The organism is Ohtaekwangia kribbensis (assembly GCF_042676245.1).
GTDB lineage: Bacteria > Bacteroidota > Bacteroidia > Cytophagales > Cyclobacteriaceae > Ohtaekwangia > Ohtaekwangia kribbensis.
Map to the genome: position 1 here is coordinate 291,776 of NZ_JBHTKA010000003.1, position 24,465 is coordinate 316,240.

Below are 24,465 nucleotides of genomic sequence, written 5' to 3' on the forward strand. Positions count from 1 at the left end.
TATAGCAAAGGTAGATAATTTTGAGCAAAACAAATTCAAATCAATTATGATCTTAATAACAGGATCCACAGGACATTTCGGGAAAGCAACGATCGATCATTTGCTGGAAAAAGGTGTCAATGCCAATTCAATCGCGGCACTGGTACGCGATGATGCAAAAGCTATAGAACTAAAAGCAAAAGGTATACAAATCAGAAAAGGCGACTATAACGACTATGCGTCCTTAAAATCTGCTTTTACAGGAATTGATAAATTGTTACTGGTATCGAGTAACGATCTTCAGGACAGACTGAAACAACAGCAACATGCGGTAAAGGCTGCTCGTGAGGCCGGTGTAAAGCACATTATATATACCAGCTTTGCGCGTAAAAACGAAACAGATACATCGCCCATTGCCAGTGTGGGCAAGTCGCATATTGAAACAGAGAATCTGATTAAGGAGAGTGGTATACCGTATACTCTCTTGCTGAACGGTTTATACTCGGATGTATTGCCCATGTTCTTCGGTGAACAAGTGCTGCAAACGGGCATTTTTCTTCCGGCTGGAAATGGTAAAGTTACCTTTGCCACACGTAACGACATGGCCGAAGCTGCGGCCAACATTCTGATGGGATACGGGCACGAGAATAAAATATATACCATCGGTAATACAGAAAGCTATACCCTGCAGGATGCTGCCACGATTCTACAGGAAGTTACGGGGAAACCAATCGCCTATACAAGTCCTACCATAGCGGAGTATACCAGCGCTTTAACACAAGCCGGTGTACCTGCAGCATATATTGACATATTTGCCGGGTTCAGCGAGGCAATCAAACAAGGTGAATTTGAAACCGCAGGCACCGACCTCGAAAAACTTCTGAGCCGCAAGCCTGCTACTCTGCGTGACTACCTGACTTCCGTTTATGGACGCAAGTAATCTTGTAACTATCACTACCTGACAGGGTATATCTTTAAGCAGGTATATACTAGCAGAGCCGGCATCAGATCGATGCCGGCTCTTTGTTTTGTCATCACATAAAGATTAGTTGATGGAGGGATATATGCGCTTCTTTCTGCTTAGAAACTCCTCAGCGAAAGAGGGTCTTTCTCTGGTGATTACAATCACAACACCGTTGCGCGCTTTACCACCATAGAGAGCTGTAGCGTTTGGATCTTTCGAAACCAGGATGGACCCGATGTCTCTCAATGCCACCGCGCGTTCAAATGCTTCACGACTCACTTCAACGCTATCGATTTTATAAAGAGGATTGAAATTCAGAGTAGCATTAAAAGAAGCGCCCTGGTCTTGAGCTGCTGGTCGTTGTACCGGATTTTGTTGTGCCAACACCGTTGTATTTAAACTTACAACAAGTGCAAGAATGATACTATACTTTATAGCTGTCATAGTTTGCACTTTAGTTAGTGTTATAACGGAAGGTCAATTGACAGGCAAAGAATAATGATGTATTCTACTGTGGATAATTCCATACGTATAGGGGTTATTTTTTTGAATCTACTATAAATATCCGACTATTCCAATCTGATATATACTCACTCCTGCTTCAATGCATTGGATGGATTTGACAGTGCTGTTTTAATCGTCTGAAAACTTACCGTGCACAAAGCAATCACCAGTATAATTACTACCGGCAACACAAACAGCCAAACACTCAGACTGATGCGGACAGCATAACCGGAAAGCCACTGCTCTATACCTATATACGCCATGGGCATTGCGATGAGCGCTGCGATCAACACCACCTTAACAAAGTCTTTGGACAACAGGTGTACAATCTGCAGAACCGATGCACCCAACACTTTACGAATACCAATCTCTTTGGTGCGCTGCACGATGGTAAATGCAGAGAGTCCGAACAGTCCCAAGCATGCTATAATAATGGCAAGTGTAGAGAATGTTGCAATCACCTCACCGAAGCGCATATCAGCCTGGTATTGCTGATTGTATTTTTCATCGAGAAAGAAATAATGAAAGACGGCATTCGGATATACTTTATTCCAGATCTGTTTTACCTCGGCTACGGCTTCATGCATATCATCCGCAGAAAGCTTGACGGATAAGTAATCAGCACTGTCGCGATAGCGTAGTAATATCGGAATCTGTTGCTCCTTCGGTGATTGCTGATAGTATTTTTTCAGTACACCAATGATCGTTGCCGGCTCGCCCTTCCATCGTGTGTGATACGTTATTTTCGAGCCTACTGCTTCTTCTGGACTTGCAAAGCCAAGACGCGTTACAGCTTCTTCGTTGATAATAACCTGGTCATCATTAGGAGCACCGGCAACAAAATTACGACCCGCTATAAATTCCATACCCAGTGTCGGAATAAAGTCGGCATCGATCGATGTAAGGTGATAATTATAGCTTCCATCCGCATCATCCTGACCTACACGTTTTACATTGGAAGTTGTACCCATCTCATGTGAACTCAAACCCGGTACTGTTCCCGACAAGCCTACTTTACTTACGTATGCACTTTTCAGTAACTCATTTTTGAAAGCTTGTTGCTTCAGGCGGGCAATCGAATCTATTGACTCTTCCTGGTTGGCACGAAGAACCAGGGTTTGATCCAGGTTCAATCCGAGATCATAATTGCGCATATAGTTTATTTGCAGATATACCGCACACATGCCGGCCATCAGTATAACGGTTGCCGCGAACTGAAAAATAACGAGTGCTTTTCGCAAATGCTGTCCGTGTGATGATGTTCTGAGTTTCCCCTTAAGCACCACAGAAGGCTGAAAGGAAGACAATACAAATGCAGGGTATAAACCAGAGAGTAAAGATCCTGTCAATATGAGGCCGGAAAATATATACCAGAACACAGTGTCATTAGCAAAGTCAAGCGGTAACGGCTGCCCGGTTAACTGACGGAAGAATGGGAGCCCGGTGTGAAATATAGTAAAGGTGATAACCGCTGCGAGTACATTAATCATGAATGACTCTGCCAGGAACTGAAGGACAAGTTGCAGGCGTAAAGATCCCATTACCTTACGGATGCCTACTTCGCGCGCACGTTCAATGGCACGCGCAGTAGAAAGATTCACATAATTCACCCAGGCTATAACAATGATGAAGACAGCAATGATAAACAGTACGTATACAACCTTGGCGTTACCATTAACTTCGGGCTCAAATGATTTATTCGACAGCAGATGTATATCTTTAATCGGTTCGGCAACAAAGCGCTCGCTGCCAATTTGTTCCTTTAGTAATATAGAAAGATCTGTAAGTTTTCGGTTAAATGCGGCAAGGTCTGTACCGGGTGCCATCTGCAAATAGGTATACTCGTTGTTTCCGCCCCAGCCATCCGTCTCACTATACCAATTATATAGTTTAGCCAGGGTCGCATGCGAAAGCAAAGCATTATACTTGAGATGGGTATTGGGAGGCAGATCAGCAAATACAGCCGAAACCTGGTATACCTGGTTCAATAGCTTTACGGACTCACCCACTATATCTGTCTTGCCAAAATATTTTTTGGCCGTTGATTCCGATAGTGCGATCTTAAATGGCTCTACCAAGGCTGTTTCAGGATTACCCTGAAATGTCTGTAAGGTAAACACAGTAAATACCGATGCATCGGCAAAGTATATTCCTTCTTCCAGGAACCTGCGGTTGTCAACTTCTACATCCTGCAAACCATCGTTGTGATACATTCTGACATAGTCTGTCACTTCAGGATGTTTCGACTTCAATATAGGTCCAAGAGGTGCATACGTTTCGCAGTCTGTTACAATGAATTCATTACCATTGTAAAGATCGAGCGTAACGCGGTAGATGTTATCAGCGTTCTCATGAAAACTCTCATAGTTGCGCTCGAAACGAACGTAGTGAATAATAAAAAGAAAAGCAGCCATGCCAATGGCAAGTCCGAGAATATTGAGGAACGAGAATACCCTGTTCTTGAATAGACTCCGGTATGCAACACGGATATAATTTCGTACCATAAGCCTGGATTGAAACTAACGCAACCCTAAATTAATGCCAATTATGAAAATAACGTAGCAACGTTCAAAGGCATATACAAATCAATAGTATACAAACGTGCATCCCATAAACGAACAACTTTGTGCGTATCAGAACATCCATTCAAACACACAGCTGACAAAAGCGACACAGAAATCGTTACGACTTTCAAATTGGATAAGTCGCGGGTAATCGGTAATTTTTCAGCGCAATTATATATGTATATAACCACGTAACGCCCGCGTCCGGTTGATCTGAATTTTATTGTTGCCGATTCTGATACGTAAAATGTTTTCACGAATAATTATCCCACCCAAACCCATGAAAAAAATCTTAGTAGCGATTGCTGTTGTTGCCAGCATGAATGTGTACGCGCAGACGAAAGAAGTATCACGCAACTGGACATCCTTTGTTCAAACCGTTGACGCTTCTTTTCTGAAGAAGAAAGTAAAATTTAAAGTGACAGCTTCCGCCAAAGCTATTATAGCAGACTCAACTGCCTGGGCTGGTATATGGGTTCGCGTTGACAATAAAAATGGTGAGGCCGGTTTCTTCGAAAATATGGGAGATAAGCCTATTCGCTCCAACGCGTGGCAGACCTACACCATTGAAGGTGAAATGGACGCCAATGCCGACAAGATAAACTTCGGTGGTTTATGCATGAACAACGGAAAGTTCTACTTCGACAACTTCGAATTCTACGTGCAGAACGATGCCGGTAAACTTCAAAAGGCACCTATAAAAAATGGGAGCTTCGAAATGCCTGTTGTAAAAAATGTTATACCGGAATGGAATGAAGGTACGAATCCGCTGGCCCCGGTGCGCATTAAAGAGTTCACGTTCTCTTCCGCGAATGATGCAACCAACGGCAAAAGCGCCCTGGTAATTGAAGGTAAAGGAATCAAGCGTGATACAACCTATCTCATCGGGCCGGTAGAAGGCTTCTCTCCGCAGATCGGTACGCTCGTAACAATGTTAAACAACCTGAGTACACGTGTAGAGAACAGTGTAAAATTACTGAACCTGCAGGAGACCGATCACTTAATGGATGATAAAGCCAATACCATCGGTGCACTCATCATGCACCTGGCTGCAGCCGAAGCATATTACCAGGTATATACTTTTGAAAACCGTGAGTTTAACGAAGAAGAAAAACAGAAATGGGAAGTAGCCTTGAACCTCGGTGAAGAAGCGAGACAAAAATTCAAAGGCCATGATGTCGAATATTATCTGGCTATATATAGGGATGTTCGCAAGAAAACCATTGCCGAACTCAGCAAGCGTAACGATGAATGGCTGGCTCAAGTACGGCCAGGGTCGGACATCAACAACCATTTTTGCTGGTTCCATGTAATGGAACATCAGTCGAGTCATTTGGGGCAGATTCTATTGATGAAGAAGCGATTACCCAAGCGCGAAGAGAAGCAGGAAATTAAAATTGAGCGAGGACATTAGGCCTTTGATAAAAGTATTTATAAAATAAGAGGATTGTCGCCTGCCCGGGCGACAATTTTCATTTTTGGTAATTCCTGCACCAGGGCACGAGAAACATTCAAAAGTTCAGCAGCGGAAATTTGATTTACTGAATATATTTACAACCTGCAATGAATGTTGATTTACTAAGAATACTGATTCTACTGGCGGGTATAGGACATATTGTTTTATGCGTGGGCAGTCTGCTCATTCCGAAAGTATTGCAATGGAAGCAACACCTGAAAGCGTTGCAACCGCTTCTCCGGCAAATGTTCTGGACATACGCTGCCTATATACTGGTTATTAACTTTTGCTTCGGTATTGTCTCATTAGCCGGTACGAATGAATTACTCAGTGGTTCGTTTCTCGCCAAAAGCATTACGCTCTTCATCAGTATATACTGGCTTACACGCATTGGCATTCAGTTCTTTTACTTCGACAGAACAAACGCACCCAAAGGCGCAATCTATACACTCGGTGAAACAGCACTTGTTCTTCTGTTTGTCTTTTTTACAGCAGTATATCTTCTGGCATTTCTATATAATAACGCGTGGATCTGACTCTCCTATATCTCCTTTCCTTCGGACTATTTTTGTTACTGGCAGGGTATACATTACCTTTTATTCCAAACAAGTCAACCGCACGATGGATCGCTTGGATTATATGTATCGCTACAGTAATCTTTGCTTCTCTTATTACAGCTGATGCATCGGCCCTGGTTCGCATGGTCTCCATTGTATCGCTGCAGCTTTTGTCAATGAAAATTATTGTTGCTGTTGAAAGTTACCCCGGAAAGATGAGGCTGAATTCATTGCAATGGTCAGCCTTTGCACTGGGTTGGTTTGGTATGCGGCCAGCATTGTTCGAGACATTTCCGGCACCCTCACAACGGCTGCCCTATGCTACCATTGCTATGCGCGGTATTTCACGCATCGCATTGGGAATGGTACTTGTTTACCTTTCAGCGGTAATAGAAACGACAAACACATCTATAATGATAATCGCTGATTTGGCATTGCTTGTCGGCATCAGCTTTATCCTGCACTTTGGTATACTCAATCTATCAACTGCATATTGGCGATGGTGGGGAGTAAACGTTAAGGAATTATTTCGATCTCCCTATAAATCCCGTTCGCTGAATGAATTCTGGGGCAAACGGTGGAATATGGCTTTTTCTGAAATGACAACGCTGATCGCCTATCGTCCGCTCAAATTTAAAATCGGAAAGACTGCCGCGATGATAATATCCTTTCTGCTTTCGGGTGTGCTCCACGAGATTGCTATATCGCTGCCCGTAAAAGCCGGTTATGGTTTGCCCATGCTATACTTTGCTTTACACGGCATATTGATGTATACCGAAGAAAAAAGCGCATTTGTTCAGAAAATACTGGCGAGCAAAATCCTGTCTCACCTATGGGTGCTGGGCTGGCTCATACTTCCAATTCACCTGTTGTTTCATCCCGCTTTCATGGAAGGTGTATTGAAACCACTGCGTGCGTTGCTCCTCGGATATATATCGTAAGCTGTACCATAGCGTCAGTCTGCGGAACACTTCTTGTCTGAAAATTTTATACCTTCGCACCACCACGAAATCATATCGTGTGAACGCTTTTAACCATGAATTTTACACGCACTGCCCGCAGCCTTTTTGTAGCTATGTTGCTCTGTTTTTTTTTAGCAGGTTGCAACCGTTGTAACAATCCTGTAACATTTCAGGTAGTATACCTCGCGAAAAAATCTACCATCGTTCTCAATCTCGATGATGGCAAATTTAATGAGACCTTTACCCTGGAAGGATCAACAGACCCGGGCAAACCGATTGTATTGAAAGAAGGATACTGCACATCCGATAGTCTCATCCGCGTAAAGTATACACTCAACGGTATGGATACTGCTTTTGCTGTCAATCGAAACCTGGTCAAGATCTGCACGCTTGGTGACAAGATCAACAAAAAGCCAGGCGCATACCTGGATTATAGAAAGGAAGAAAAGAGCAAAGAGGCGGAACAGTAGAAAGTAGCTGCGAGTTTTGAGCTGCGAGGCACGAGTTACAAGTAAAGTTAAAAATGTTTCAAGTCGAGAGATTACCATTCGCATCCTAACGACATCTATCCCCACATTTTTGCCAGCCGTTATTCGTCAGCAGGCTGGCAGCAAATCCTATCTTCCATGGAGGTGATGTTATATTTTGCACTCTTTATGCTACTGTCTTTTGGACTCGTACTAGTAGCTCGCCCCCTAACGGTTTTGCTTCACGAACTTGGGCACGCTGTACCCGCCCTATTTTTAACCCGGCAAAAGGTAACCGTCTATGCAGGATCCTATGGAGATTCCAATGGCACCGTCCATTTCCGCATTGGGTTGTTAGAAGTGTATTTTAAGTATAACCCTTTTTCCTGGAACACGGGCTTATGCTCACCTTCAGCAACGTCATCCATTTACTCACAAATTCTATACACCATTTCAGGCCCTATAGCATCTTTCATCATTGCCAGTGTTTCCTGTTATTTTGCTTTCACTTTCGAACTGCATGGCTTTCTTAAATTATTCCTAATCATATTCCTGGGTTCTGCAGTCTTCGATCTGATTTTTAATCTCATACCTAACGAAGCTCCTGTTGTTCTGCAAAATGGCCATATCACATACCGTGATGGATTCTATGTAAAGTTGTTATTCAACTATATACGTTTTTCAAAAAAGTATGAAGAAGCGTTAGGCCACTATAATCAAAAACAATATCAACAGGCCGCCTCCTTATTTGACTTTATGTTGAACCGTGGCTTAAGAGACCGTAACACATATCGCGCTGCCATTACATCATATCTTCAAACACATGACTACAAAATGGCGCATCAGGTTTATGAAAGATTAATGAAGTACCATATCCTCACAGACGATGATTGGTTTAATTTAGCGATATGCTATACCGGGTTAGGACTTCCTGAAAAAGGTATAGAAGCTTACGATCGTGCATTGACCATAAACCCCAATCATTCAAGCTCACTTAATAATAAAGGCTATGCTCTAATTTTACTGGATAAATTTGACGAAGCTATTCCTTTATTTGATAAAGCCATTGAATTAGACAACGGCTTTGCGTATGCATATAATAACAGAGGATTTTGCAAGATCAATGCAGGAAACCTTGAAGATGGATTATCAGATGTCACACATTCCCTACAATTAGATCCGGAAAATTCGTATGGCTATCGAAATCTAGGTATATATTATCTTTACAAAGAAGAGTACGGTGAGGCGCTCCGATTATTTAATAAAGCGAAAGATCTTTATCCTGAAACTGCATGCATCGATCAATATATTGAAGATGCCAGGAAAAATCTCACCGCTAATGCATCGCTACATTAACTTTACATCACTTTGACTATTGATAGCTGGTAGCTACCAGCTATCAATAGTCAAGGCAAGGGACTTAAAATATATACCGATAAAATGAATCACCAGCGGTGTGTGAAGCAAGTAATGGCCAAAATATGTTGAACGCAATAAAAGGCGCATTGCTAGGCCTGGCGATTGGCGATGCCCTTGGTGTTCCTGTTGAATTCAGGGATCGATCGGCTATACAGAAAAACCCCGTTACGGATATGCGTGGTTATGGAACTTATAATGTTCCGGCAGGTACCTGGTCGGATGATAGTTCGCTTACGTTTTGCCTGGCGGAAGCATTAGCAAAGGAATTCGATATCAACATTGTCGGTGAAAATTTCATTAATTGGCTCCGTCATAATTACTGGACTGCACACGGAGTTGTATTCGATGTTGGCATCACTACACGGGCCGCTATAAACAGAATAGCAGCAGGCACATCACCTGAGCTTGCCGGTGGCTTGCATGAAGATGAAAATGGAAACGGCTCACTCATGAGAATTCTTCCATTGGTTTTTTATATACAGGATAAATCAATTAAGGAACGCTATCAGCTGACTAAACTGATCTCATCTATCACACACGCGCATATACGTTCCGTTATGTCCTGCTTCTACTATCTTGAATTTGCCAGGCTTTTGCTGAACAAGACAGACAAATTCTCAATCTATAAGCAACTCAAAACTGATGTACCAGAGTATCTTCATTCACTGTCTATCAATTCAAAAGAAATAAGTCGGTTTGATCGTTTATTAAAGTCAGACATATACGAATTGTCGGAGGAAGATATTTATAGCAGTGGCTATGTGTTGCATACTCTACAGGCAAGCATCTGGTGTTTGCTTACAACGGACTCGTATAAAGATGCCGTATTAAAAGCCGTAAATCTTGGAGAAGACACCGACACAACCGGAGCTGTAACGGGAGGGCTGGCAGGGCTGCTATATGGTTACGAAAATATACCGGCTGCATGGCTTGAATTGCTTGCCAGGCGAACTGATATAGAAGCGCTGGCAGAACGAGTGGCCGCCAACTATACTATTAAGAAATCAAACTGAATTGAAATGAACTATCAATCAAGAGAAGTTAAGACAGCAACTATATTCAGGCTGTTGAAACAAAAACCAGGCTTGTTGCTTGTCGGATCTTTACTAACGGGTTTACCCATCTTTATGATCACGCTATTCACATTGATCATTTCTTTGACAGATGCTGATTTCAACGAAGTAGATTATGAAAAAATCAACCGACACGGAAAAGTTACTTCTGCGAAAGTCACCGGTATAGAAGAGCAGACCAATGTTGCGGTTAACGATCAACATCCCATCGTTATATACTATAGCTACACTACTAACGACAGCACAATTAACGCTACATTCCGTACACTCGAATCCCGTAAGGTGAGCAATCTCAATACAGGTGATCAGATTGAAATTAAATATATAGAAAGCGAGTCGATCATTACCGGACTCGAACCCTTCAAGTTTCCGTTGAATATGGTATATCTGATCGTTATGCCATTACTGGTACCCGGCATTATCGTGTGGATTATCTTACTCCTTTACGTACGAAAAGCATTGAAGCTATACAAACATGGTAGAGTAAAAGAAGCGGAACTGATTGCATTGATTTCCAAAGCAGGTTCAATCTTCTCCGGGTTGGCGCCCTCCATGATTCTCCATTACAAATACGAAACCAGCCGTGGACAAAAGGTAATTGGAAAATCTACAACCAACGATTATGCTGTTGTTAATACATTGAAATCGGGCGATTTAGTAAAAATATTTGTGTCTCACGAAAATGAGCAACAGTCTTGTTACATACCACGACTTGAGTCTGAATATAACGACTGGAGGATCTACTAGAATACGACAGCGACTGTATTTCAACTGTAGCCTGCAACCAGAAGCATGCAGCCCTTTCATCACCCTACAATAGCACTTGCAGTAAGCTTGCTGCTCGCAGGGTAGTCGCTACCGTTGTCCATCCATAATCTGAACGACATATTATCAAACAGGTCACTCGGTTTTATGGTGAAGTCTTTTATTTCCGGTTTATGTTTCAGAATGCGCGGTACTATATCGTTGATGAACCAGGAGTTATGCGTAATAAGCAAAGATGCTTTTATACCTGTATTGTTCAATGGTGATAGCAGCAACTCCGATAGCGCTGCATCTTGCTTATATACTTTCGCAAATGCTTCAAAGTCCAGATTATTTACAGGCTCTGCTTTTATGGCATTGGCAAAGTCTGCAAGTGTGGGAATAAACTTATTCTGATAGTCTGGCAAAATATGATCCTGCTCGCAAAGATCTTTTACATTCACGGCTTTACCATCGCTATTGATAATGGTATGACCAAATATAGGAACGATCACCCTGCGGATTCCCCAGAGCGTATGGAGAATCCGGTGACGGTTATCACTGCACAACTCCTTGGTGCTATCCATGAAGTCATGAATCGGCAGATAGTCTTCAATGACTCCGCCTCTGCGTTTTACAGAAATCTGCGAATGAACAACAGCATTCATATATTAAAATTCACCGAGGTCTTGCTCTTCCAGATTTACTGGTCCGGGAAGCGATTCATGATCTTCGTATAGCACGATGTCGTGAAACGAGAGCTGCATAATTTCACGAAAGGTAGCAGCGTGTTCCGCTGTCATCGACTCCGGGAAATTAAAATCGTAATCATCCTGCAATACGATTCCAAACTCCTCTTCGTAGATAGGTCTTAATTTGTCGATAATGGCATCGATATCCTTATCAAAGAAGAACTCAATGGCATTCCAGCCGCGCAGGCCAAGTATAGACTCAATATCAGCCCGCTCTTTCGCGGTCTTCGCTTCCTCCAGTGAGGTATATACACCTACTACGGAACCCCTCTCTCCTTCCGCTACTTCAAACGATTCATCCGTATAAAAGAAGGCTTTTTTGTGAATTACATATTTCGACATGGGTATGCTGTTTTACAAGGTTAAAGTTTCCATGCAGTATACCTATTGACTTTGATTCCGCCAAAGCCCCTTCATAAAAAATTGTTCTCGATATCGTCAATTAGAGGGCACAAAAATTTAAAATCAAAATACTTGCCTAAAGCAAGTATTTATTATCTTTGTCTATGGCAAAAGAAGTCATTGAAAAGATTCGGGAATTCAACCGGTTCTATACTGCCGTTATTGGTGTAACCAACAACCATATATTGCAAAGCGATTACTCACTTACGGAAGTGCGTGTAATGTATGAGGCTTATTACTCCCCGGGTATAACAGCCCGGCAGCTTACCGGTATTTTGCAAGTGGATGAAGGTTACCTGAGTCGGCTTATCGCAAAGCTTGTCAAGCATAAAATTGTGTTGAAAAAGCAGTCGAAAGAAGACAAGCGGATCTATGCGCTGGAGCTCTCTGAAAAAGGGAAGCAACTGTTTTCAGAATTGAACAGGCGATCTTCGGAAGCTATTGCTACACTCATCGAACATCTGACGACCGAAGAGCGGCTCGAACTGGTAAGACTACAGAATGGTATCAAAAACCTGCTCACCAAAAAATAGCCTCGCATGACAATTAACGACATAACCATACGAACCCACCTGGTACCGGGCGACCTTGGCTATATAATTTACCGGCAAGGGAAACTATATAGTGAAGAGTACAACTTTGGTGTTTCGTTTGAAGCGTATCTAAGTGCCGGTATATATGAATTCTACAAGAACTATGATGCTACGCTTGACCGCGTGTGGGTCTGCGAACATAATACTACCATAATGGGTTTTGTATTGCTGATGCACCGCGAAAATCACGCAGCACAACTGCGCTATTTTTACCTGGAGCGCAACTATCGCGGCATTGGTTTAGGAGGGAAACTGATGCAGCTATATATGGACTTTCTCAAAGAAAAGAATTACAAGTCGTGTTACTTATGGACTACCCATGAACAGCAGGCAGCCGCAGCGCTCTATAAGAAACATGGATTTATACTCACCGAAGAAGTTGAATCAACCACTTTCGGCAAGACGTTGACAGAACAACGGTATGAACTGGTACTATCATAAAGCGCTCACACAAAAAGAACTTCTATGGAATATCCTCAAACCGAAACAATACGTTTTTGTATTGCGCACACAACTGCCGAGTTCGATGATGCGCGCAATCTCTTTCAGCAGTATGCCGCTTCGCTGAACATCGACCTGAGCTTTCAGAATTTTGCAGCGGAACTCAACACACTCGAAGCGCAGTATAGCGCCCCAAAAGGAGCTGTTGTGCTTGCCTATAAAGATGAGATACCCGTTGGGTGTGTTGGCATACGCGAAAATGCGTCTGGTATAGCAGAGCTGAAGCGCATGTATGTACGCCCCGAATACAGGCGGTATAAAATCGGCATTAAATTATTGAACATCGCACTGGAGACGGCTATCGAACTTGGATATAACTTTATCCGATTGGACACGCTACCTTCGATGACACCCGCTATAAATCTCTATCGCTCCGTTGGGTTCTACGACATTCAACCGTATCGGTTCAATCCTATAGATGGAGCCGTTTACATGGAAAAGAAGCTACGCTAAATCTTTCGCCGTTATACAATTTGCGGATCTATAGCAGAAACATTGCACTTACCGTAATTTACTATATATTCATCCTTTGTTCGCCGACCTTTTAACCCTATGAAAAAAATCCTGATCATTGGTGCTGCCTGCCTGAGTGCCATCGCAGTTGGTTACTATATCTTCACCTTAAAACAAAAGGTTGAAAGAAAGTTCGACATTCTTGATGAACAACTGGCTATACTGGACTCGACCAACGCAGCAGAAGAAGCCATCGACTCTATGCACATGCCTTTGGTTCTGCGACAGGAAAAAAGTCTCTTTGTCGGATCTGAACAGACTGACAGTATGAAATTAATCTGCAGCATCGAGGTAAAGACCATCAATCCAAAATCCTTCGAATATACCCTGGACTTTATGAACGACTCGAAAAAATTCAAAACGATTAAAGGTACTGCGTTCAATGTATCATCAGGCAACTATCAAATGAAGGATGCACATACGGACAAAGAAATTGCCGCCTGTAAATTCGTAGACATCAAGAATAATCTCGCAATAGAAATATCAAACCAAGACTTAAGCAGCAGTATTGCGCGGGTGAAGAAATTTCTCGGTAATGATGCGGAATTGACTCCGGTTATGTTTTATAAATAATATGTTGTCAGGCTTTAGCGATGATATACTCTTTGTAGCTCCGCACCAATACACGGGTCATCCATGCAATTATAAATAGCAGTACGATCGACAACATCAGTAACATCTTCCATTCACTTGCTCTGTAAATCAATTCGGTGGTTGACGGGTCTGACTCCTTATACCAAATCGTGATGGGACTGGCGGCCTTTATTTGACTCGCGCGTGTTGTCTCTGCCAGTTCTTCTGAACTGAAAGCGTTGTCGTATGTAGCTATATACGTTTTACCATTTGCTACAAAGCTATAGTCCAGGGTGTAGTAATATTCTTCGTTGCCGTTCCTGGTTCGATCAAATACATTTCTGCATTTTACAAACTGTGCTTCTGTCGTCATCCAATTTGTTGTGGCCGCATCGTATGTAGCTATAACAGCATAAACAAATGCAATCCAGAATCCGATATAAAACAACACGAGTCGCAGTCTTCCGGCCGCTGCAAAGGTAAAGTCCGGCACTATATCTTCTACATCCATAAACGAGATGAATAATCTATCGCAACAGTGAGGTAATCCACGCTACCAAAAATGTAAAAACAAAAAAGGAAACGAACGAAAGAAACGCTGCGAAGGAAATAACGATAAGCTTTGCAAAAAGTTTATGACCCGTATCGCGATCACGAATTTCCTGCTGGTAATATTTACTCCTGAACGCATAAACGAGTACTCCGATAAGCACCAACAGGGCCCCGACAAAACCACCTACAAGTCCGTTTATCAATTCAGGCGTAAAGCCACCGTGGAGCAGAATCATTTCTATTTTGGTTGAAGTATAGATATTCCCGTACGATCTCAAGATAGCAATATATCATGACGCAGCATCTATCAGCATAAGTTCAATCAAAACAAAACCGATGGCCGGAATTAACATATTGTCGATTGTGCTTTCAACATGCCCTTCCAATGCGCGGTATTCATTACTCCAAAAGCTTTTTGAAAAATGCTCGCTTGCCCTAAAAGTATATTTAACGAAATTGTTTTCGCTGCTCAGGAAAATCAGATAGTCATTTGAATTAAACAGGCTGTCCCAAAAATTTTTATACACCCTTTTTGCTTTAAATATCACACCTGAATTCAATACAATCTTAAACCCGGCATTCCACCATGGGGATCGTTTTATATGTCCGATACAAACATCGCCTTCCCAAATCTGGTAGCGTGTAACCGTGATTCCATTCATTACCGGTTTAATAAGAATTACTCTGTCTTCAATGTTAATCGTTGCATTAAAATCCCTGTACGAAACCTTGCCACTGGTTCCATTGGGCAGGCTAAGATTATATTCTACCCTATAAGAGTCGCCCAGGAATGCACCGGTCGGTTTTCCGGTTTTAGTAAAGGTAAATTTCAGCATAGGTTGGTCGGAGTGCAGGAGGCAGTCAGGTTCTATACATCCATACAACGCTACCGCTACAGCATGTTGAAGATGTATTGCACCCGGGGCAAACCTCGGCTGCAATAATAAAGAAGTGCCCCCGGATAAAGGCCGGCCATCGGTTTTTTATCCTGTAATTTTTCAAAAGATGACAAGACTTTCTACCTTGGGCTTTGCTTTTATTACGACAATGACTGAAGAAAAGAGCTTAAATTTTCTAGAAGAGATTATCGAAAACGATTTACAAGCTGGTAAATACAAAAAAATTATCACTCGTTTTCCACCGGAACCCAACGGTTATCTCCACATGGGCCACGCCAAAAGTATCTGCCTCAATTTCGGACTGGCAAATAAATATGGCGGCTATACCAACCTGCGTTTTGATGACACCAACCCTGTAACTGAAGAAACAGAGTATGTTGAAAGCATCAAGAACGATGTTAAGTGGCTTGGCTTCCAATGGGAGAATGAACTGTATGCCTCCGACTACTTCAGCCAGCTTTATGAGTTTGCACTTAAGCTTATCGATAAAGGGCTTGCGTATGTTGACGACAGCACCAGCGAAGAGATCGCTGCTCAAAAGGGTACGCCTACACAACCCGGCAAGGACAGTCCGTTCAGAAACCGGACCATCGAAGAGAACAAGAAATTGTTCCTGGAAATGAAAGAAGGAAAGTATCGCGATGGCGAAAAGGTTCTTCGTGCTAAAGTAGACATGGGGCACATCAACATGCACATGCGCGATCCGATCATCTATCGAATCAAGCATGCACATCATCATCGTACCGGTGATGCCTGGTGTATATACCCGATGTACGACTTCGCTCACGGACAAAGTGATGCGATCGAGAACATCACGCACAGTGTTTGTACACTCGAGTTTATTCCGCATCGCGAACTCTACGATTGGTTTATTAAGAACCTCGATATATACCCTTCGCATCAGTACGAATTTGCGCGCCTTAACATGACCTATACGGTAATGAGCAAGCGCAAGCTGCTGCAACTGGTAAATGAAAAGTATGTAGCCGGATGGGACGATCCGCGTATGCCTACACTTTCGGCTGTGCGCAGACGTGGCTATACTCCGGAAAGTATTCGTGAGTTTTGCGAGAAGATTGGTGTTGCCAAACGTGAGAACCTGATTGATGTTGGGTTACTTGAGTTTTGTGTACGCGAACATCTGAACAAAATATCGCTGCGCAGAATGGTGGTGTTTGAACCCGTGAAAGTTGTTATTACCAACTACCCGGAAGGCAAAACCGAAATGCTGCACGGTGAAGAAAATCCGGAAGATCCGAATGCAGGTAGTCGCGAGATACCGTTCAGTCGCGAGATATATATTGAAGCAGAAGATTTCATGGAGAATCCTCCGAAGAAATATTTCCGTCTTGCTCCCGGACAAATGGTTCGCTTAAAGAGCGCGTACATCATCAAGTGTGAGAACGTGATCAAGGACGCCAACGGAAATGTAAAGGAACTTCATTGCACCTATATACCAGAAAGCCGCAGTGGTTCTGATACTTCGGGCATTAACGTGAAGGGAACACTTCACTGGGTGAGTGTACAACACGCTGTTGCCATTGAGACAAGACTATACGACAGACTTTTTAAAGTGGAAGACCTGAGTCAGGCTGAAGGTGATTTCAAAGATTATATCAATCCTGATTCGTTACAGGTATTGCCGGCAGTATATGCCGAGCCTGCTATACTTCAGGCTAAAATTGAAGATCGCTATCAGTTCTTGCGTAAAGGATATTTCTGTCTCGATCCGGACTCCACTCCGGGCAAACTGATCTTTAACAGAACAGTTACACTTCGCGACATGTGGGCGAAAGAAGCCAAGAAATAAACTTGTCTTTATAGTCGCTTAGCTATATGAATTACCAGGCTGTGCTGGAAGAAATTCAGCAGGAAGTACAACCGCTCTTTGGCACGGGTAAAGTTGCCAACTATATACCGGCCCTGCAGCGTGTTGACCCTAACAAGTTTGGCATTGCTATTGCCACTCCGAACGGAGAAATTGTTTCGATTGGTGATGCCAACGAACCGTTTTCCATCCAGAGTATATCGAAAGTGTTTACACTTACGATGGTGTTTGCCAAACATGGCGAATCGCTATGGAAACGTGTAGGGAAAGAACCTTCCGGCACAGCCTTTAATTCACTCGTTCAGCTTGAATATGAAAAAGGTATACCGCGTAATCCGTTTATCAATGCGGGCGCGCTGGTAATTACCGATATGCTTATCTCTGACCAGGAGTGTGCTTATAAAAGTGTCTTAAATTTTCTTCGCAAGACTTCGGGTAATGCTTCCGTTGACTATAATGCTGAAGTGGCGCAGTCCGAAAAAGAACAAGGCTTTCGCAATGCTGCGCTGGTAAATTTCCTGAAGAGTCATAACAACATTCATAACGATATAGACAACGTATTGGATGTATACTTCCATCACTGCGCTGTGTCTATGAGTTGTATTGACCTGGCGCGCACCATGCTATATTTCTCCAATCATGGCGAGTCTCCCATAGCCAATGAGCGTATACTTACTGTGAGTCAATCGAAACGCCTGAGTGCTGTGATGATGACCTGCGGCTTCTATGACGAAGCCGGTGAATTTGCCTTCCGCGTAGGACTACCCGGCAAAAGCGGAGTGGGCGGTGGTATAGCAGCTGTTATACCGGGCAAACTTGCTATAGCCGTGTGGAGCCCCGAACTTAACGACAAAGGCAACTCGGTTGTGGGAATGAAAGCGCTGGAATTGTTTACTACGAAGACGGGCATTTCCGTGTTTTGAAGAGAGCTGCGAGTTGCTGGCTGCAAGCTGCCAGATCGTTGGCGTTAATGTATACGAAACATTTTATAGTACCGTTGTGAGAATCAAAATAGAAAGCTATTTAGTCTTAAACTGAGCACGGTATACATATTCCGCTATTTTGAAAATTGCATAGTTCTTCTCGTCCGTGTTGCCAAAAAAATCATTTCCCGTAAGCTGGTGCAGTAACTTTCCGAATACAATCGAGTTTGATTTGAATTCCACTCCTTCATAATTTACTATCCACGGTACATATAGATAGTTGGGGATATAGTCAGAGTTTTCAACAACCAGCTTAGTCTTATCTTCAAAAACAAAAGTGATTTTTCGCCACTTCGTTGTAGTACTCTGTACATCGGAGGCACTCCGGAAAGCCTGATTAATTATTTCTGTAGGCAAAGTCATCAAAGAATCAGCAACGTTTTTATAGAAAGCAAAGTCAGCATTTTCTTCAGGAAAGAAATATAAATTTTCATCATCAGAAAAATCGATTCCATGTTTCTTAATTCTTTGTTCTTCTGAATCAATAAACTTCTTGAAGTTAACTATATCCTGCTGCGTTAAATTCATATCTGTTATTGAAACCAATTTGGACTGCGAACTATCAATAGCAGATACCAATTGATGTATCGTTTGCTTTTTAATGTAACCCGGAGCGCCTGGTAAAAAGTCATTGCTACTGGTGCTTTGATCGAATACAAATTGACCTTGCTTCCTGATATAACTACGTTTAGCTTCTTCTCTATGAAAGCATCCGCGGCTACCCTTTTCAATATAGAATTCAGATATTTCTTTTTTTGACAGATCAAATAAACCAGATATTTGATTCTGACAAAATACACAAGTAGGAAATACGAGCCCACAAAATAGTGGAAGAATATACCGCATGCTGAAGACGTTGTGATTCTTGCCTGTTGTTTTAGCACATACCGTACCAAGCTATAATTTTTCTGACTAAAGGAAGGAACAACGTCAACATTAAAAAAGAAGCATAGACCTGCAGCTAAACATTTGTCGCAAACACCCCCTAAAACTGCCGGACTCGGCAAGCGATACATTGGCGGTGTTGCTTTAATTTTGTTTCGAAGATTTCAATATCTCAACTGACGGAAATCAAATGTATATTTAAATAAAAACAAGCTATGAAAAACAAAATCCTATTTGTTGTATGTCTCCTGTTTGGACTGATGTTCATCAATGCAGGGCTCAATAAGTTCTTCAACTATATGCCCGTGCCCGATGATATGCCGGAAAGCTTGCAGCGTGTAATGGGTGCCTTCATGGAAATAAAATGGCTCATGCCTCTCATCGGCTTTGCAGAAGTTCTGGGAGGTGTGCTTATTATAATACCCAAAGTAAGGGCATTGGGTGCTATCGTTATCTTTCCCGTACTGATTGGCATTGTATTAACAAACATCATATTCGTACCATCTGGTTTACCGATAGCACTTATACTCTTTGCGATTGACCTGTGGGTTATAGTTGAAAATCGTGAAAAGTATTTACCGATGGTGCGATAGGCATATCGGTATATATACACAAAGGTTAATATACAGCTACTGACAGGCAGAGTCTCCGAACCGGGCGACTCTGCTTTTACATTCTTACCGCCAAGCCGTTTCGCACTATATCGTTATTTCGAGCGAGCCACTATAGCTATAGCATGCACACTTGCCGCAAGAAACCACGAAGACAAGGAAAAGAGATCACTATATCATCACAGGTAAACGAGTCAGCTCCATTACACGTATGCGACACGAAACATCAGAGTCCCAGCGGCCGGTGACTCCGAGGGGGTATAACTTCGTATGAATTTATTCGTTATTATTACTGTCGCGATGATTTGAAACGCTATGTTGTCTACAAAAAACCTGTTTGTTGCATTTATACTGTTAACCAACCTGACCTCCTGTGTTGTAAAAGAGAAATATGAAGAGTTCAAACAAATTCAAAACGAGTTAAAATCGTCATTCAGCAATCACGATCTCGAACCCGTTATCGGCTGGAGCTCCGAAGATGGCTACTATGCTTACATAACATTTTACCATTACAATCTCGAATCGGCATCATTCCAGGATTTGAAAAAACTAGCAGAACAGGCGACCAAAAATCTCCTGACCTCCAAGTCGGACTTTACCATTGTTCGGGTTGTATTTACAGAAGAAGACTACAGTGAAACTCCAAAAGAATTTGTTGAATTCCGAACGAAAGAAGAAATAAAAGAAGAATAAAACATATATACTATATATTAAACGCTCTTTATTTATCAATTCAGATTCGTTGTAACTTAATCTCAACCCTGTCTATGGCAATACAAACTGAACGTAAACTAACGAAGCGGTCTATAGCCGCCATCATCGACTTTGGTATATTCATGGTATTCTCGTTCGCGTACGCGGCTACCTTTGGCGAGCATACTGAAGATGGCTATACCGTGCAAGGTATAAAAGGACTTGTAATACCGATTCTGTGGTTCGCATACTTCCCGATAACGGAAGGACTCACCGGAAAAACGCTCGGAAAACTTCTAATAGGACTAACCGTTGTCACTGAGCATGGCGGTCGCATTTCATTTACACAGGCTCTAAAAAGACATATACTGGATATGATCGACATGGGAATTGTTGGTTTAGTCGCTATCGCCAACACTCCGAAACATCAACGCCTGGGCGACCTTTGGGCCAAGACCTTGGTAATTGGTGGCGACAGCTTTCGATGCAGAAGCTGCTACCAGGAAGCTAGTTTATCAAATGAAGAAATTATCAAGGGAGAATTCGAGTGTCCCATTTGTCATGCTGTGAGCAAAACACAGATCATGTAGATGTATCCTTTATCAATAATGCACACGCATTAACTTCTCATCATTCTGTATCCCCAACGCTATCTGGTCTTCAACAAGAGACTCACGAACGCACTTTGAAATATCTATTTCAAAGCCACGGGTATACATGATGTTCAGAAATACGAACACATTTTTATTCCTGCGATCATCAAAACCCAGTTCGTATCGCTTCCACGTGGCATTCGGTTTAGCGTGTATGATAACCTTGCTTGCCAATTCGTTTTGCCCCAGTTTATTCATATATACTATATGGTCAACATCCGACAACAGCATGGTCCTGAATCTGTTCCTGAATCGAAATGGATACTTTATAACGATGCGATCCTCCATCAGCCAGAATTTATAGTACGCCAACGACACCATCAGGTATAGCGCTGGTATACCAACCAGAAATAATACATAAATAAATGTCCGATCTGGTCCGCCCGGTAAAAAAACCGAAATAACTACCGTTAATGTAAGAGCTGCCAACACCAAACTAAAAAATGCAAAATATGCTCTTCCCTTAAAAACAGCTTTATTAAGATTGATTGTACTTTTCATCCTCATTTCACCGTATCATCAGAGTTGACGCGTTCGCAAGCGTAACGCTTTCGCTACTTTCTTTGCCAGAATATTTTCCTGTACTCGGAAGACAAAATGAAACCATACATGAAAGAGTATCCAAACCAATAGCACATATATAGTTGCCGGCATGTCATCTACTTCAAAAACACTGGCTACAAAGACAATAGCAACGATCGCCACCATAAAATACTGTTCGGGCCGTATTGTAGTTTTCATCATGACTTTTATTTCGTCCAGATCAACTTTTACGACACTGACCTTCACCCCTATGGGAGGCATATAAGTTCCTGTACCCCATGATATAGATGCCGCAAACTCTACCAGGCCATCATTCACAATATTGTGCTTGATATCTGACTGCTTGATACAAGCATCTAGATCTTCTCTTGAACCAAAAAAAGTATATATGCGATTTATTGTTAGCGACTTGATAAGATTTCTCATGACAGAATATATATCCCTTGATGCACCTAGACAGCTTTCGTCTTAAAAAACCTAACGTATATAAAAACTACGAACACGGCAACAAGCCAATAGTAAGCCGAAAACACGGTGAAGTATATTGTGAGGTATAGCGCCTGAATTCCAAGGAAAAAAAAGAAATCCGAAAAACCGGATATTTGTCTGATGAAAATAAGGTCATCATAAATGATGTAGCCGCAGTAGAAAATTACAAACAACCAGGACGCATATTTAAAAATCTTCGCAGCTGTTTTGAAAGCGCTTTTCATTGAATCTGTTAGGTCAATCCTTCATACTGAAGGGCCTCGTAAAGTAAACTGGCTAAAGAACAAATAATAAACCGTTGACTAAGCTCCGGTTTTCCTTCTGCAATGTTTGGTCAGGTTAGCGAGTATTGTCTCAAGTGTAATCTCTCGCTCGGCTAAATAGGCGTCAAACATGTCGAGCAACGAGGCTACAGATTCCATTCTTGCAGAGTCGCCCGCGGTCCGGAAGTCCAACGCGTTTAAATAGGCGTTGATATTTTCAAGTGTCAACGGTTTGCCTATTGCGTGTTCCAATTCTTCAAGGAAGTCAATTGGTTCTATAGGAGCAGTCGCTGGCCAATCGCTGATGGCGCGGGTCAACAACTCTGCACAACCTTTAAATTCATCGTCACTGTGTGCCGATTCAAGCCAGGTTGCTAGTTCTGCGTAACTTATTATCTCATTACCATTCATGGTGTGTATCTCTAAGCAAGGTGTAAAGATATAGTATAGCACATCATACCTCCCTGAAAAGCCTCTTATTTCGTAACAATCTTAACACCTTCAAAAGTAAAGCCTCTGACTATTTCACTGATAATCTTCAACCGTTTTTCGTGTACATCTTCAATGTGTCCCGGAGGGAAATCGAGCCAGCGATTGTGTAACCGGTATATCTCTTGTCCTTCTTTTAATTCTGCGGCAAGTCTGTCTTCAGAAGGAACAAAGATGGCCGTTACTGCGCGGTTACTCTTACGCAGTGCTGCATGAATGCTAAGAAAGTCGTTAAACGTATAGCCTGCAGAACCAATCAGTATATTTTGGTTGGTCTTCAGAATTTCATCTGTAATGAACGAGAGTCGTTGATGGCTTGTGTGCTTGAGCAGGTCGTACGAATATTTACTTAACAAGTCAGAACTGTTGATCTTGCAGACATCGGTGAGGTAGTCGAAACAAGGTTCGTTAACGTTGAGGTTGTATGTTAAAAAAGTGCTATGCATTATATTTGGTCCGGTCGTTAATGCCGTACAAACATAATAAATCGATCTTCATTAATGATATCCCGGAAGCCGGTGACTCTGATGGGACGAAAATGGCGAAGAGGTATAATTTTTTAACACCCCATGCTCGTTACAAATCAGTTTTAAAAGAAGCATCGTTATGGCACAAACAACAAATTCCAGAATCATCCATGCAACAGCAGAGAAAGTATTCGAAGCATTCTCCAATGCCAAGGCTTTAGAAACGTGGCTTGCGCCCAGCGATATGGTTGGCAAGGTGCATAACTTTAATTTTCGCGTGGGTGGCGGCTACACCATGTCGTTGTTTTACCCGGAGAGCGAAGTAAACTTTAAAGGAAAGACTGCTGACAAAGAAGATAAATTCACATCGCGCTATATCGAGATCATACCCAACAAGAAAATTGTTGAGGCTGTAAACTTCGAATCAGACGATCCCAATTTTGCAGGAGAGATGATTATGGAAGTAACATTCAAACCACACCAGGACGGAACAGAAGTAACGTTTCATTTCAAAAATATACCGAAGGGCATCAAGCCGGAAGACAACGAAGCGGGAACTATATCAACACTGGAGAAACTTGCGCGGTATGTTGAGGGGGAGATTGTAAGATTGTAAGATTGTAAGATTGTAAGATTGTAAGATTACTATATTTAAATATTATAGTATATCTACAGGGCTATTAACTTTAATTTTACAAACCTTCGCGCATTTTATAAATCTCGAATACACGTAAATCGTTCATCAGCGGTATACTCACTAAAATTGCCACGATAACGGCACTGCTTATAGTAAGCAACATCGCATGGAAACTAATGAAGTAATGCGCGCGAATGGGTTTCAGACAAATAACTAATAGAAAGACTGCGCCTGCAACCATGAAAGCAGGATGGACAGAAAGCGACCAGCTGGTCTGAACGAAGCTATCGGCCTCTATATAGGCGTGTGCTAAAAGTATAACCGCCAAAAAAGCTAATCCCATTACCGATTGGAATATTATCAGGATCCAACCTATCTTCTTCCGCTTCCAAAAAAAGAATGCTGCGATTGGAACAATAACACAAGAAGAAACTACACTTATCGTTTCGT

General features: G+C 42.2%; 31 protein-coding genes. 18 read left to right on the plus strand and 13 right to left on the minus strand.

What is annotated here, in order from left to right:
• Positions 1 to 46 precede the first annotated feature (46 nt).
• Positions 47 to 919 (plus strand): SDR family oxidoreductase, encoded by an 873-nt coding sequence (locus ACFQ21_RS11800; RefSeq protein ID WP_377579207.1) that lies wholly within the window; start codon positions 47 to 49, stop codon positions 917 to 919.
• A gap of 105 nt (positions 920 to 1,024) precedes the next feature.
• Here ACFQ21_RS11800 and ACFQ21_RS11805 read toward each other — a convergent pair whose 3' ends face one another.
• Both ACFQ21_RS11805 and ACFQ21_RS11810 read right to left on the minus strand, forming a co-directional pair.
• Positions 1,025 to 1,387 carry a hypothetical protein gene (locus tag ACFQ21_RS11805; RefSeq protein WP_377579209.1) on the minus strand — a complete coding sequence of 121 codons (363 nt, stop codon included), beginning with the start codon at positions 1,385 to 1,387 and terminating at the stop codon, positions 1,025 to 1,027.
• Between the two features lie 146 nt (positions 1,388 to 1,533).
• Positions 1,534 to 3,951, minus strand: a complete 2,418-nt coding sequence (locus tag ACFQ21_RS11810) for an ABC transporter permease (RefSeq protein ID WP_377579211.1) — start codon at positions 3,949 to 3,951, stop codon at positions 1,534 to 1,536.
• A 340-nt stretch (positions 3,952 to 4,291) separates the two neighbouring features.
• On the opposite strand from ACFQ21_RS11810, the gene ACFQ21_RS11815 reads away from it, so the two are divergent.
• From ACFQ21_RS11815 to ACFQ21_RS11845, 7 genes are all read left to right on the plus strand, one after another.
• Positions 4,292 to 5,425 (plus strand): mycothiol transferase, encoded by a 1,134-nt coding sequence (locus ACFQ21_RS11815; protein WP_377579213.1) that lies wholly within the window; start codon positions 4,292 to 4,294, stop codon positions 5,423 to 5,425.
• A gap of 149 nt (positions 5,426 to 5,574) precedes the next feature.
• Entirely contained in the window at positions 5,575 to 6,003 is a 429-nt protein-coding gene (locus ACFQ21_RS11820; protein ID WP_377579215.1) for a hypothetical protein, read from the plus strand.
• The gene (locus ACFQ21_RS11825; protein WP_377579217.1) at positions 5,994 to 6,965 is read left to right on the plus strand and encodes a wax synthase family protein; all 972 of its coding nucleotides are present in this window, start codon (positions 5,994 to 5,996) and stop codon (positions 6,963 to 6,965) included. The genes ACFQ21_RS11820 and ACFQ21_RS11825 overlap by 10 nt, the downstream gene beginning before the upstream one ends.
• A 95-nt stretch (positions 6,966 to 7,060) precedes the next feature.
• Positions 7,061 to 7,456, plus strand: coding sequence for a hypothetical protein (locus ACFQ21_RS11830; protein WP_377579219.1), 396 nt, complete (start codon positions 7,061 to 7,063; stop codon positions 7,454 to 7,456).
• 156 nt (positions 7,457 to 7,612) lie between these two features.
• Positions 7,613 to 8,809 carry a tetratricopeptide repeat protein gene (locus ACFQ21_RS11835; RefSeq protein ID WP_377579221.1) on the plus strand — a complete coding sequence of 399 codons (1,197 nt, stop codon included), beginning with the start codon at positions 7,613 to 7,615 and terminating at the stop codon, positions 8,807 to 8,809.
• A gap of 125 nt (positions 8,810 to 8,934) precedes the next feature.
• Positions 8,935 to 9,885, plus strand: a complete 951-nt coding sequence (locus tag ACFQ21_RS11840; RefSeq protein WP_377579223.1) for an ADP-ribosylglycohydrolase family protein — start codon at positions 8,935 to 8,937, stop codon at positions 9,883 to 9,885.
• Between the two features lie 6 nt (positions 9,886 to 9,891).
• On the plus strand, positions 9,892 to 10,692 hold the full coding sequence (locus ACFQ21_RS11845; RefSeq protein ID WP_377579225.1) for a hypothetical protein: 801 nt from the start codon (positions 9,892 to 9,894) through the stop codon (positions 10,690 to 10,692).
• A 59-nt stretch (positions 10,693 to 10,751) separates the two neighbouring features.
• On the opposite strand, the gene ACFQ21_RS11850 is transcribed toward ACFQ21_RS11845, so the two are convergent.
• On the minus strand, positions 10,752 to 11,357 hold the full coding sequence (locus tag ACFQ21_RS11850; RefSeq protein WP_377579227.1) for a DUF6915 family protein: 606 nt from the start codon (positions 11,355 to 11,357) through the stop codon (positions 10,752 to 10,754).
• A gap of 3 nt (positions 11,358 to 11,360) precedes the next feature.
• Entirely contained in the window at positions 11,361 to 11,783 is a 423-nt protein-coding gene (locus tag ACFQ21_RS11855) for a hypothetical protein (protein WP_377579229.1), read from the minus strand.
• Between the two features lie 164 nt (positions 11,784 to 11,947).
• Between ACFQ21_RS11855 and ACFQ21_RS11860 the strand changes: the two genes are divergently transcribed.
• From ACFQ21_RS11860 to ACFQ21_RS11875, 4 genes are all read left to right on the plus strand, one after another.
• Entirely contained in the window at positions 11,948 to 12,376 is a 429-nt protein-coding gene (locus ACFQ21_RS11860; RefSeq protein WP_377579231.1) for a MarR family winged helix-turn-helix transcriptional regulator, read from the plus strand.
• A 6-nt stretch (positions 12,377 to 12,382) separates the two neighbouring features.
• On the plus strand, positions 12,383 to 12,877 hold the full coding sequence (locus ACFQ21_RS11865; protein ID WP_377579233.1) for a GNAT family N-acetyltransferase: 495 nt from the start codon (positions 12,383 to 12,385) through the stop codon (positions 12,875 to 12,877).
• Positions 12,878 to 12,901: 24 nt separating this feature from the next.
• A complete protein-coding gene (locus ACFQ21_RS11870) occupies positions 12,902 to 13,390 on the plus strand; it encodes a GNAT family N-acetyltransferase (protein WP_377579235.1) in 489 nt (162 codons plus the stop codon).
• Positions 13,391 to 13,489: 99 nt separating this feature from the next.
• A complete protein-coding gene (locus tag ACFQ21_RS11875; protein ID WP_377579237.1) occupies positions 13,490 to 14,023 on the plus strand; it encodes a hypothetical protein in 534 nt (177 codons plus the stop codon).
• Between the two features lie 7 nt (positions 14,024 to 14,030).
• Here ACFQ21_RS11875 and ACFQ21_RS11880 read toward each other — a convergent pair whose 3' ends face one another.
• The 3 genes from ACFQ21_RS11880 to ACFQ21_RS11890 are packed head-to-tail and all read right to left on the minus strand — an operon-like array spanning position 14,031 to position 15,411.
• Entirely contained in the window at positions 14,031 to 14,534 is a 504-nt protein-coding gene (locus ACFQ21_RS11880; RefSeq protein WP_377579239.1) for a DUF3592 domain-containing protein, read from the minus strand.
• A gap of 16 nt (positions 14,535 to 14,550) precedes the next feature.
• On the minus strand, positions 14,551 to 14,811 hold the full coding sequence (locus ACFQ21_RS11885; RefSeq protein ID WP_377579241.1) for a hypothetical protein: 261 nt from the start codon (positions 14,809 to 14,811) through the stop codon (positions 14,551 to 14,553).
• Between the two features lie 54 nt (positions 14,812 to 14,865).
• A complete protein-coding gene (locus ACFQ21_RS11890) occupies positions 14,866 to 15,411 on the minus strand; it encodes a hypothetical protein (protein ID WP_377579243.1) in 546 nt (181 codons plus the stop codon).
• 169 nt (positions 15,412 to 15,580) lie between these two features.
• On the opposite strand from ACFQ21_RS11890, the gene ACFQ21_RS11895 reads away from it, so the two are divergent.
• Positions 15,581 to 17,284, plus strand: coding sequence for a glutamine--tRNA ligase/YqeY domain fusion protein (locus ACFQ21_RS11895; protein WP_377579245.1), 1,704 nt, complete (start codon positions 15,581 to 15,583; stop codon positions 17,282 to 17,284).
• A gap of 26 nt (positions 17,285 to 17,310) precedes the next feature.
• Positions 17,311 to 18,225, plus strand: coding sequence for a glutaminase (locus ACFQ21_RS11900; protein ID WP_377579247.1), 915 nt, complete (start codon positions 17,311 to 17,313; stop codon positions 18,223 to 18,225).
• A gap of 96 nt (positions 18,226 to 18,321) precedes the next feature.
• Here the strand turns inward: ACFQ21_RS11900 and ACFQ21_RS11905 are convergent, their stop codons facing one another.
• Positions 18,322 to 19,131 (minus strand): hypothetical protein, encoded by an 810-nt coding sequence (locus tag ACFQ21_RS11905; protein ID WP_377579249.1) that lies wholly within the window; start codon positions 19,129 to 19,131, stop codon positions 18,322 to 18,324.
• Positions 19,132 to 19,385: 254 nt separating this feature from the next.
• Here ACFQ21_RS11905 and ACFQ21_RS11910 point away from each other — a divergent pair, with 254 nt between their 5' ends.
• The 3 genes from ACFQ21_RS11910 (at position 19,386) to ACFQ21_RS11920 (ending at position 21,064) form a co-directional block, all read left to right on the plus strand.
• The gene (locus ACFQ21_RS11910; protein ID WP_377579251.1) at positions 19,386 to 19,763 is read left to right on the plus strand and encodes a DoxX family membrane protein; all 378 of its coding nucleotides are present in this window, start codon (positions 19,386 to 19,388) and stop codon (positions 19,761 to 19,763) included.
• A gap of 333 nt (positions 19,764 to 20,096) precedes the next feature.
• Positions 20,097 to 20,474, plus strand: a complete 378-nt coding sequence (locus ACFQ21_RS11915) for a hypothetical protein (protein ID WP_377579253.1) — start codon at positions 20,097 to 20,099, stop codon at positions 20,472 to 20,474.
• Between the two features lie 74 nt (positions 20,475 to 20,548).
• A complete protein-coding gene (locus tag ACFQ21_RS11920) occupies positions 20,549 to 21,064 on the plus strand; it encodes an RDD family protein (protein ID WP_377579255.1) in 516 nt (171 codons plus the stop codon).
• Positions 21,065 to 21,076: 12 nt separating this feature from the next.
• Here the strand turns inward: ACFQ21_RS11920 and ACFQ21_RS11925 are convergent, their stop codons facing one another.
• The 4 genes from ACFQ21_RS11925 to ACFQ21_RS11940 all read right to left on the minus strand — a co-directional run bounded on the left by ACFQ21_RS11925 (position 21,077) and on the right by ACFQ21_RS11940 (position 23,357).
• The gene (locus tag ACFQ21_RS11925; protein WP_377579257.1) at positions 21,077 to 21,628 is read right to left on the minus strand and encodes a hypothetical protein; all 552 of its coding nucleotides are present in this window, start codon (positions 21,626 to 21,628) and stop codon (positions 21,077 to 21,079) included.
• 18 nt (positions 21,629 to 21,646) lie between these two features.
• The gene (locus ACFQ21_RS11930; RefSeq protein WP_377579259.1) at positions 21,647 to 22,096 is read right to left on the minus strand and encodes a hypothetical protein; all 450 of its coding nucleotides are present in this window, start codon (positions 22,094 to 22,096) and stop codon (positions 21,647 to 21,649) included.
• A gap of 365 nt (positions 22,097 to 22,461) precedes the next feature.
• Positions 22,462 to 22,833 (minus strand): hypothetical protein, encoded by a 372-nt coding sequence (locus ACFQ21_RS11935; RefSeq protein WP_377579261.1) that lies wholly within the window; start codon positions 22,831 to 22,833, stop codon positions 22,462 to 22,464.
• A 65-nt stretch (positions 22,834 to 22,898) separates the two neighbouring features.
• Complete coding sequence (locus ACFQ21_RS11940; RefSeq protein ID WP_377579263.1) at positions 22,899 to 23,357, minus strand: hypothetical protein; 459 nt, start codon at positions 23,355 to 23,357, stop codon at positions 22,899 to 22,901.
• Positions 23,358 to 23,517: 160 nt separating this feature from the next.
• Here ACFQ21_RS11940 and ACFQ21_RS11945 point away from each other — a divergent pair, with 160 nt between their 5' ends.
• Entirely contained in the window at positions 23,518 to 23,994 is a 477-nt protein-coding gene (locus ACFQ21_RS11945; protein WP_377579265.1) for an SRPBCC family protein, read from the plus strand.
• 76 nt (positions 23,995 to 24,070) lie between these two features.
• Here the strand turns inward: ACFQ21_RS11945 and ACFQ21_RS11950 are convergent, their stop codons facing one another.
• Positions 24,071 to 24,358 carry a hypothetical protein gene (locus ACFQ21_RS11950; RefSeq protein ID WP_377579267.1) on the minus strand — a complete coding sequence of 96 codons (288 nt, stop codon included), beginning with the start codon at positions 24,356 to 24,358 and terminating at the stop codon, positions 24,071 to 24,073.
• Positions 24,359 to 24,465 lie beyond the last annotated feature (107 nt).